This window comes from Embleya sp. AB8 (genome assembly GCF_049739465.1).
In the GTDB taxonomy this organism is placed as follows: domain Bacteria; phylum Actinomycetota; class Actinomycetes; order Streptomycetales; family Streptomycetaceae; genus Embleya.
In genome coordinates this window covers 132,375-140,644 of record NZ_JBMHHY010000031.1, presented here as the reverse complement: position 1 = coordinate 140,644, position 8,270 = coordinate 132,375, and the positions used below count along the sequence as shown (strand labels likewise).

The 8,270-nt window shown below is 72.1% G+C and carries 5 protein-coding genes; 4 read left to right on the top strand and 1 reads right to left on the bottom strand.

Annotation, left to right across the window (positions count from 1 at the left end):
- The first annotated feature begins 417 nt into the window (after positions 1-417).
- The 4 genes from ABIA38_RS36800 to ABIA38_RS36785 all read left to right on the top strand — a co-directional run bounded on the left by ABIA38_RS36800 (position 418) and on the right by ABIA38_RS36785 (position 6,108).
- A complete protein-coding gene (locus tag ABIA38_RS36800; RefSeq protein ID WP_424643310.1) occupies positions 418-1,644 on the top strand; it encodes an amidohydrolase family protein in 1,227 nt (408 codons plus the stop codon).
- 54 nt (positions 1,645-1,698) lie between these two features.
- Positions 1,699-3,258 (top strand): FAD-dependent monooxygenase, encoded by a 1,560-nt coding sequence (locus tag ABIA38_RS36795; RefSeq protein ID WP_424643309.1) that lies wholly within the window; start codon positions 1,699-1,701, stop codon positions 3,256-3,258.
- Positions 3,259-3,552: 294 nt separating this feature from the next.
- Positions 3,553-5,031 (top strand): MFS transporter, encoded by a 1,479-nt coding sequence (locus ABIA38_RS36790; protein WP_424643308.1) that lies wholly within the window; start codon positions 3,553-3,555, stop codon positions 5,029-5,031.
- A gap of 27 nt (positions 5,032-5,058) precedes the next feature.
- On the top strand, positions 5,059-6,108 hold the full coding sequence (locus ABIA38_RS36785; RefSeq protein ID WP_424643307.1) for an LLM class flavin-dependent oxidoreductase: 1,050 nt from the start codon (positions 5,059-5,061) through the stop codon (positions 6,106-6,108).
- 84 nt (positions 6,109-6,192) lie between these two features.
- Here the strand turns inward: ABIA38_RS36785 and ABIA38_RS36780 are convergent, their stop codons facing one another.
- Positions 6,193-8,184: a S9 family peptidase gene (locus ABIA38_RS36780; RefSeq protein ID WP_424643306.1), complete on the bottom strand. Its 1,992-nt coding sequence runs from the start codon at positions 8,182-8,184 to the stop codon at positions 6,193-6,195.
- Between the last annotated feature and the right edge of the window lie 86 nt (positions 8,185-8,270).

The following is an 8,270-nucleotide window of genomic DNA, read 5'->3' as shown; positions in this document are numbered from 1 at the left end:
ACCAACTCCAGCCCGTCCGGCGCTTGAGGACACCCGAACGCAACCCAACACCCCACCGCAGCCACCGCCGCCCAGCCAATCCAGCCCGTCCGGCGTTTGAGGACACCCCAAGGCGGCCCAACACCCCACCGCAGCCACCACCTCGCTGCACAACCAACTCCAGCCCGTCCGGCGCTTGAGGACACCCGAACGCAACCCAACACCCCACCGCAGCCACCGCCGCCCAGCCAATCCAGCCCGTCCGGCGCTTGAGGACGCCCCAAGGCGGCCCAACGCCCAACCGCAGCCAACTGCAGCCCGTCCGGCGCGTGAGGACCCGCAGCCCGTGTGTGCGTGGTCGTAAGTGGCGCTTTAGAAGGGGCTGTGAGGGTGAGCGCGGCCGGGGCGATGGGCGTTGGTGGCGAGGGGGAATGGGTTGTGACTGGGCGGATTGTCGCGGGCGATCTGGTGTTGCCCGGCGGTGGCGCGGCGGAGGTGCCGCACGGCGCCGTGCTCGTGGCAGACGGACTGGTTCGGGACGTGGGCCCCTACGCCGAGGTGGTCGAACGCGCCGCTCCGGGAACTCCCGTGGCCCGATACCCCGGCAGCACCATCCTGCCCGGGCTGATCGACAGCCACGTGCACCTCGTGTTCGACGCGAGCGCGGATCCGGTCGCCGCGCTCGACGGCGTCGACGATCTCGACTTGCTGGCCGCGATGGCGGCCCGCGCACGGCAGTTGCTGGACAGCGGGGTGACCACCGTGCGCGATCTCGGTGATCGCGGCGGGCTGGCCCGCCGGTTGCGGGACACGATCGCCGCCGGGCTGCTGCCCGGGCCGCGCGTACTGGCCGCGAACACGCCGCTGACCATACCCGGCGGCCACTGTTGGTTCCTCGGCGGCGAGGTGGCCGACCGCGACGAGCTGCTCGCCACGACCCGTGCGCACATCGCCTCCGGCGCGGACGTACTCAAGGTGATGGCCACCGGCGGCAACCTCACCCCCGGCGGCCCGCAAGCCTGGCAGGGCCAGTTCGACGCGGACTCGATCGCCGCCGTGGTCCGCGAGGCGCACGCCGCCGGACTGCGCGTGGCCGCACACGCGCACGGCGCGGTCGGCGTCCGGGCAGCGCTCGCTGCCGGCGCCGACACCCTGGAACATTGCACGTTCATCCCCGAGGCCGGCCCCGCCGCCGGCCCGGACGTACGCCTGGACCTGGTCCGCGAGATCGCCGACCGAGGCGTGTTCGTCTGCCCCACGTTCAGCCGGGCGTTCGACCTGACCGAGGCCCGGATCGGCCGGCCCGCGATGGGTCCGTGGCTGGATGTGGCCCGGGTGTTGCACGAGCACGGCGTCACCTTGATCGCCGGCACCGACGCGGGGATCGCCGGTGCCCGCTTCGACGCCTACGTGACCGGCCTGGAGTGGTTGGCCCGCGCCGGCCTGGCCAACACCGACGTACTGGAGATGGCCGGCGCCAACGCCGCGGCTGCCCTCGGTCTCGGCGACGTGACCGGCCGACTGGCCCCCGGACTCGCCGCCGACCTCGTCGTGGTGACCGGCGATCCACGCGCCGACCTGGCCGCGTTGCGCAAGGTCCGCCTGGTCCTGGCCGGGGGCCGCCCGCACCTGCCCCCGGCCGAGATCGAGGCCCGCCTCGGCTAGGGCGTGTCTTCAAGCCCCCACCCCCACCCGCATCGCCCAGCGCAAGGAGTCGAGATGGAACGCACCACCGAGCACACCGACGACCCCACGGTAGTCATCGCGGGAGGCGGCCCCAGCGGCCTGATGCTGGCCTGCGAGCTGGCCCTGGCCGGCGTGCGCACGATCGTGCTGGAACGGCTGGTGGAGCCGCCGGGTTGGTCGCGTGCGCTCGGGCTGCAGTACGGCTCGATCCGGGCACTGAACCAACGCGGCCTGGCCGCACCGGCGTTCGAGTACGCGCCGGTCAAACACTTCGGCTTCGGCATGTTGCGCTTCACCGGCCTGGAGGACCACCTGGTCCCGCGCCGGGTGCCGCAGCGCCGGATCGAGCAACACCTCGAGGAGCACGCGATCGAGCTGGGCGTGGATGTCCGCCGAGGGCACGAGGTCGTCGACTTCACCCAGGACGACTCGGGCGTGCTGGTCACGGTGCGCACGGCCGACGGCGAGTACGAACTACCCGGCGCGTACCTGGCCGGCGCCGACGGCGGCGCGAGCGTGGTCCGCAAGCGCGCCGGTATCGACTTCCCCGGCACCCCGTCCGTGGCCGACGGCATCACCGGCGACCTGCGCATCCCGGTCGACCGACAGATCCGGATCGACCCCTCGCTGCACCCGAGCGGCATGTTCGCGCTGATCCCGCTGGACGGCGAGGTGGTCCGGGTCACCGTGGCCGAATTCGGCGCCACTCCGACCAGCCGCGAAGTCCCGGTCACCGAGGAGGAGTTGCACCGCCAGATCGGCAAGGTCGTGGGCCGCGAGTTCGACCTGGGCACCCCGCAACTCCTCTCCCGCTTCGGCTCGTCCGCGCGCCAGGCCGAGCGCTATCGCGAGGGCCGGGTGATCCTGCTCGGCGACGCGGCCCATGTGCACTTCCCGATCGGCGGCCAGGGCCTGAACACCGGCCTGCAGGACGCGCTCAACCTGGGCTGGAAGCTGGCCGCGACGGTGCGGGGTTGGGCGCCGGAGGGGCTGTTGGACACCTACGCCGTCGAGCGACACCCGGTGGCCGAGCGGGTGTTGATGAACACGCGGGCCCAACTGGCGTTGATGTACCCGCTGGAGGAGGCCGAGCCGCTGCGCGAGGTGCTCGGCGAGCTGCTCGGCTTCGAGGAGGTCAGCCGGCATCTGGTGCACATGATGGCGGGAGTGGACATCCGCTACCCGGTCGCCGAGCGCTCCGGGATCGGTGTCGAGCCGGACCACGCGGGCGATCCGGGCGCGGCGGGCGAGGTCGGCGCACATCCCCTGCTCGGCGAGCGACTTCCGGATGCCGCGCTGCGTACCGAGGCGGGCGAGACGACCGTCGACGAGATACTGCGCACCGGCCGCGCCGTGCTGCTCGACCTGTCCGCGGCGGGCGCCGCGACCTCGGCGACGGACGCCGATCCCCTCGACGTGACCGGCTGGAAGGACCGGGTGGACGTGGTACAGGCGGCCCCCGTCTCGGAGTTGGCCGCCTCGGCCGTACTGATCCGCCCCGACGGCTACGCGGCCTGGGTACGCCCGGTGGACGTACCCGGCGACGCCGGCCTGCGCCGCGCCCTGACCGGCTGGCTCGGCCTACCCGGGTAACTCCCCGATCCGCCCACGGAGTACCCGTACGGCTCCCCGATCCTCCCTCCGGGCTCGGTCCGAACTCCCGGATCGAGCCCGCGTGTTGTACCCACATCGACGCCGCGTCGCCGCCGTGTCCCCGCCGGGTCGCCGCCGTGTCCCCGCCGAGTCGCCGATCGCATTGAAAAGTCGAGAGATCCTCCGTATCGTAAGTCGAGAGATCCTCCGGTTTGCCCTCGGCCCGGAAGTCGCGCCGCTGCGCGCCTCGCACGCTCTCCGTTCCCCAAATTCTCGGCCCCACGTGGAGGCAACATGTCGACCCCGCCGGCAGTCGGAACACCGGCCGATCCGGTCACCGCCGCCGCGCCGCGCGAACGCCGCCCCGGCCTCGCGCTGGCCGTCATCCTGGCCTGCCAGCTGATGGTCATCCTGGACGCGACCATCGTCAACATCGCGCTGCCCGACATGCAGCAGGCGCTCGACTTCTCGCCCACCGGCCTGACCTGGATCATCAACGCGTACACGCTCGCGTTCGGCGGTCTGCTCCTGCTCGGCGGCCGGGCCGGCGACATCCTCGGCCGGCGCAGCGTATTCATCGCCGGCATCGCGGTGTTCACCGTCGCGTCCCTGGTCGGCGGCTTCGCCAACTCCGAGGGCATGCTGCTCGCCGCTCGCGCGGTACAGGGCGTCGGCGCCGCGTTCGCCGCACCCAGCACCCTCGCGCTGCTCAACACCAACTTCGAAGGCCCGGCCCGGGCCAAGGCGTTGGCCATCTACTCGGCGGTCTCCGGCGCCGGCCTGGCCTTCGGCCTGGTCGTCGGCGGCCTGCTCACCGACGCCACCTCGTGGCGTGCGGTGTTGTTCATCAACGTACCGATCGGCCTGGGCATCCTGGTGCTCGCCCCGCGTTACGTCCGGCAACCCGAGCGCCACCCCGGCCGGTTCGACATCCTGGGCGCGATCACCTCGACCACCGGCATGGTCGCGCTGGTCTACGGCTGCATCCGGGCCGCCTCCGACGGCTGGGGCAACGGCCTGACCATCGGCGCCCTGGTCCTGGCCGCCGTACTGCTCGCCACGTTCCTGGCGATCGAGGCCAAGGCCGCGCAGCCGATCACCCCGCTGCGCCTGCTCGCGCACCGCAACCGGGCCGGCGCGTACCTGAACATGTTGCTGCTGCCCGCCACGATGTTCGCGATCTTCTTCTTCCTCACCCAGTTCCTGCAAACGGTGATGGGCTTCAGTCCGCTCAAGGCCGGCTGCGCGTTCCTGCCGATGGCGCTGTGCCAGTTCGCCTTCGCCCGGGCCACCCCCAAGCTGCTGCCCAAGTTCGGGCCCAAGCCGATCCTGGTCTTCGGCAGCGTGCTGGTCACCCTCGGCATCGTGTGGCTGACCCAACTCGGCGACTCCAGCAGCTACGCCGGCGGGGTGATCGGCCCGATGATCCTGTTCGGCACCGGTTCCGGACTGAGCTTCATGCCGCTGAACATGATCATCCTGTCCGAGGTCCCGCCCAAGGACGCGGGCGCCGCGTCCGGTCTGCTCCAGGCCCTGCAACAGGTCGGCGCGAGCCTGGGCCTGGCCATCCTGGCCACCATCTCCGGCACCGCGAGCAAGAACGCCGCCAAGCACCCGCCGGCCGGGCTGAACCCCGAACAGACCGCGCACCACGTGCTCACCGAGGGCATCGCCACCGCGGCCATCGGCGCGAGCGTCTTCGCCGTCGGCGCGCTCCTGGTGTCCGTCTTCGTACTCCGCCCCAAGCCCCCCGCCCCCAAGCCCGCGGCCTGATCACATCCGTCCCGGAAGGACCCCCGCATGACCCAGTCGAGCACCCGAATCCCGCTGTCGGTCCTGGACTTCGCGCCCGTGGCCAGCGGCGCCTCCGCCGCCCAGGCACTGCGCGACACCATCCGGATCGCCCGGCGCGTGGACCAACTCGGCTACCTGCGCTACTGGATGGCCGAACACCACAACGCGCCCAACATCGCGAGTTGCTCGCCACCGCTGATGATCGGTCAGATCGCGGCGGCCACCTCGCGGTTGCGGGTCGGCTCCGGTGGGGTGATGTTGCCCAACCACGCCCCCCTGGTGGTCGCCGAGCAGTTCGGCACCCTGGAGGCGCTGCACCCCGACCGGATCGACCTGGGCATCGGCCGGGCCTCGGGCACCGACCCGATCACCGCACAGGCGCTGCGCCGCAGCAACGACCCGAGCGACGACTTCCCGCAGCGCTTCGCCGAACTCCTGGACTACTTCGAGTCGCCGGTACACGGCAGCCCGATCTCCCCGGTCAGCGCGATACCGGCGGAGGGCAACCGGCCGCCGATCTGGATGTTGGGCTCGAGCCCCTCCAGTGCCCGGATGGCCGGCATGCTCGGCCTGCCGTTCGCCTTCGCACACCACTTCAGCTCGGAGAACACCATCCCGGCGCTGGCCACCTACCGGGAGAACTTCCGCCCGTCCGCCGACCTGGACCACCCATACGCGGTGGTCGCGGCGATGGTGATCGTCGCCGAGACCCGGGAGCGGGCGGAGTGGCTGGCCGGGCCGATGGGCCTGTCCTCGCTGCTCCAGCGCACCAGCGGGATCACCGGCCCCTACCCCAGCCCCGAATTCGCCGAGGCGTACGAATACAGCCCGCAGGAACGGGAGTTCGTCCGCTCCCGGATCGATGCGCACCTGGTCGGCGGGCGGCACGACATCGCCGCCAGGATCGACGCGTTCGTCGACCGCACCGGCGCCGACGAGTTGATGGCGCTGACCCTGGTGCACGGCGTGGACGACCGTATCCGCTCGTTCGAGATCCTTGCCGAGGCGACCGGCCTGGTGCCCGCCGGGCACCCCGCCGACTCGCTCTCGCGCTGAGCGCGCGCCGCCCCCCGTCGGCGCGCCCCGGGCCCGTCCGTTCCCACCCCGTGAACGGGCGGGCCCGGCCCAGCTCCGGCCCGACTACGGCCGGTTCGACTCGGGCGCCCCGTGCGGTTTCGGCGCCAGGAACCGGTCGAACCAGCCCAGCACCCGCGCGCAGTGGTCGATCAACGCCGGGAACGCCCTGACCCCGTGCCCCTCCTGCGGATACACCAGCAGCGTCGACTCGACCCCCGACTCGGTCAGCGCGCGATGGAACTCCTGCGCCTGTCCGGCCGGTGTACACCGATCCATCCCGCCCGCCGTCAACAACGTGGGCGTCCGCACCCGCGACGCGAAGTACAGCGGGCTGCGCTCGACATAGCGGCCGGTGAAGGAACGCGGCTCGGCGGCCAGGAAGATCCGGTCGAAGTAGGGGATGTTCGAGGTGTGGTGCTGCGAGATCCAGTCGACCACCGGCGCGATCGGCGCCGCCGCCGCGAAGCGCGAATCCTGGCTGATCAGCCATGCCGACATGAACCCGCCGTACGAACCGCCCAGCACCGCGAGCCGATCCGGATCGGCGATGCCCCGGGCCACCAGCGCGTCGATCCCGGCCAGCACGTCACCGGTGTCCGCGCCGCCCATGTCGCCGAACACCGCCTCGGCGAACGGCTGTCCGCGCCCACTGCTGCCGCGCGGATTCGGGTGCAGCACCGCGTAGCCCCGGCTCACCAGGAGCGGGGTGTACGGCGAGGACGACGACCAGGTATGCCGATAGCTCCACACCGGACCGCCGTGCACATTGACCACCAGCGGATGCGGCCCGGGGCCGGCCGGCCGACACAGGATGCCCTCGATCTCGAGGCCGTCGGGCGCGGTCCAGTTCACCGCTTCGGCGGTGCCCGCGATCTCGATGAGCTGTTCGGCACCCGGATGGCTCAGCGAGGCCACCGTTCGAATCGACTCCTCGGTGACCAGGGCGAGTTCGGGAAAGCGGTGGTAGCTGTGCCGGACCCCGGCGTATCCGTGGGCGGAGAAGTCCAGTTCGGGATTGCGAGCGGCGAATGTCTCGGCGCCCGACCAGATTTCGGTGACCTTGCCGCCCTCGCGCGCGCAGTGCCCGACCACCGTGTCCAGGCCGCGCAGCCCGGCGAAGCCGATCCGGTCCTCGTCGAGCCAGCCGATCGAGGTGACGTCGACACCGCCGGTGTCCACCCGCGACGTGCCGCCGGTTGCGCCCGGTTCGACCGGGATCAGCAGCAGATCGCCCGCCACCACGCCCCGGTCGGAGCACAGGGCCTCCACCACGGCCACGGTCCGCCCCGAGGGCGACCCGCACGGCCAGCCGAACTGCCGGTCCCCGCTGCGCAGTACGGTGTGCGACCCATCCGCCCGCTCGATCCGCAGCAGGTCCGCGACGTACCAGGACTCCTCGCCCGGCGTGTCACTCGCCACGCACACCAGCGCGTCCGGCCCCGCCCAGCCCGCCTCCCACACATTCGTCCCGGGCCCGCTCACCCGGCGCACCGTGCGCCCGGCCGGCTCCGCGATCCAGGCCGAACGCCAGCCCTCCTCCGGCGAGTTCGTGGTCACCTGCGGCGCCCAGTCCGGCACCTCCTCGGGCCGCGCGGCGGCCGTCCCCGAGCCCTGCCCGCCGGCCAGATCCGCGCCGTACCCGGCCACGCCCAGGAGCAGCGCCGTACCGTCCGGCGACCAACTCAGGTATTCCACCGTCCCGGGCACCCGTGGCCGCCACACACTCGCCCCGGATGCCGCATCCACCACGTCGAGTTGGAAGTCCCCCGGCCGCTCGGCGTCCGAGAGGTAGGCCAGCAGCGCGCCGTCGGGCGAGTGGCGGGGCATGCGCTGGTTGCCGGCGCCCTCGGTCAGGATCCGGACCCGGCCCGCCTCGGCCAGACAGACCCGGGTGGTCCCGGTGCCGACAAGTTCCGTGAACACCGTGCCGGTGAACACGATCGCTCGCCCGTCCGGGCGAAGACTCGGATCGGCCGCCGCGCTCACCGCGCCGAACGCGGGCTCGTACAACCGCCGGAAGTACTCCTCGACGGCGGCGAACTGCTCTGGTATCACCGGGATCTCCCTTCGTCGGCGTGCGCGGGCACGCCGTTCGCCACGGACAGCAGGAATGACAAGAACCGGAAAACGCGGGCATTACC

Coding starts and splice junctions, on each gene's coding strand:
- ABIA38_RS36790 (WP_424643308.1), top strand. CDS start 3,553: ATGTCGACCCCGCCGGCAGTCGGAACACCGGCCGATCCGGTCACCGCC.
- ABIA38_RS36795 (WP_424643309.1), top strand. CDS start 1,699: ATGGAACGCACCACCGAGCACACCGACGACCCCACGGTAGTCATCGCG.
- ABIA38_RS36785 (WP_424643307.1), top strand. CDS start 5,059: ATGACCCAGTCGAGCACCCGAATCCCGCTGTCGGTCCTGGACTTCGCG.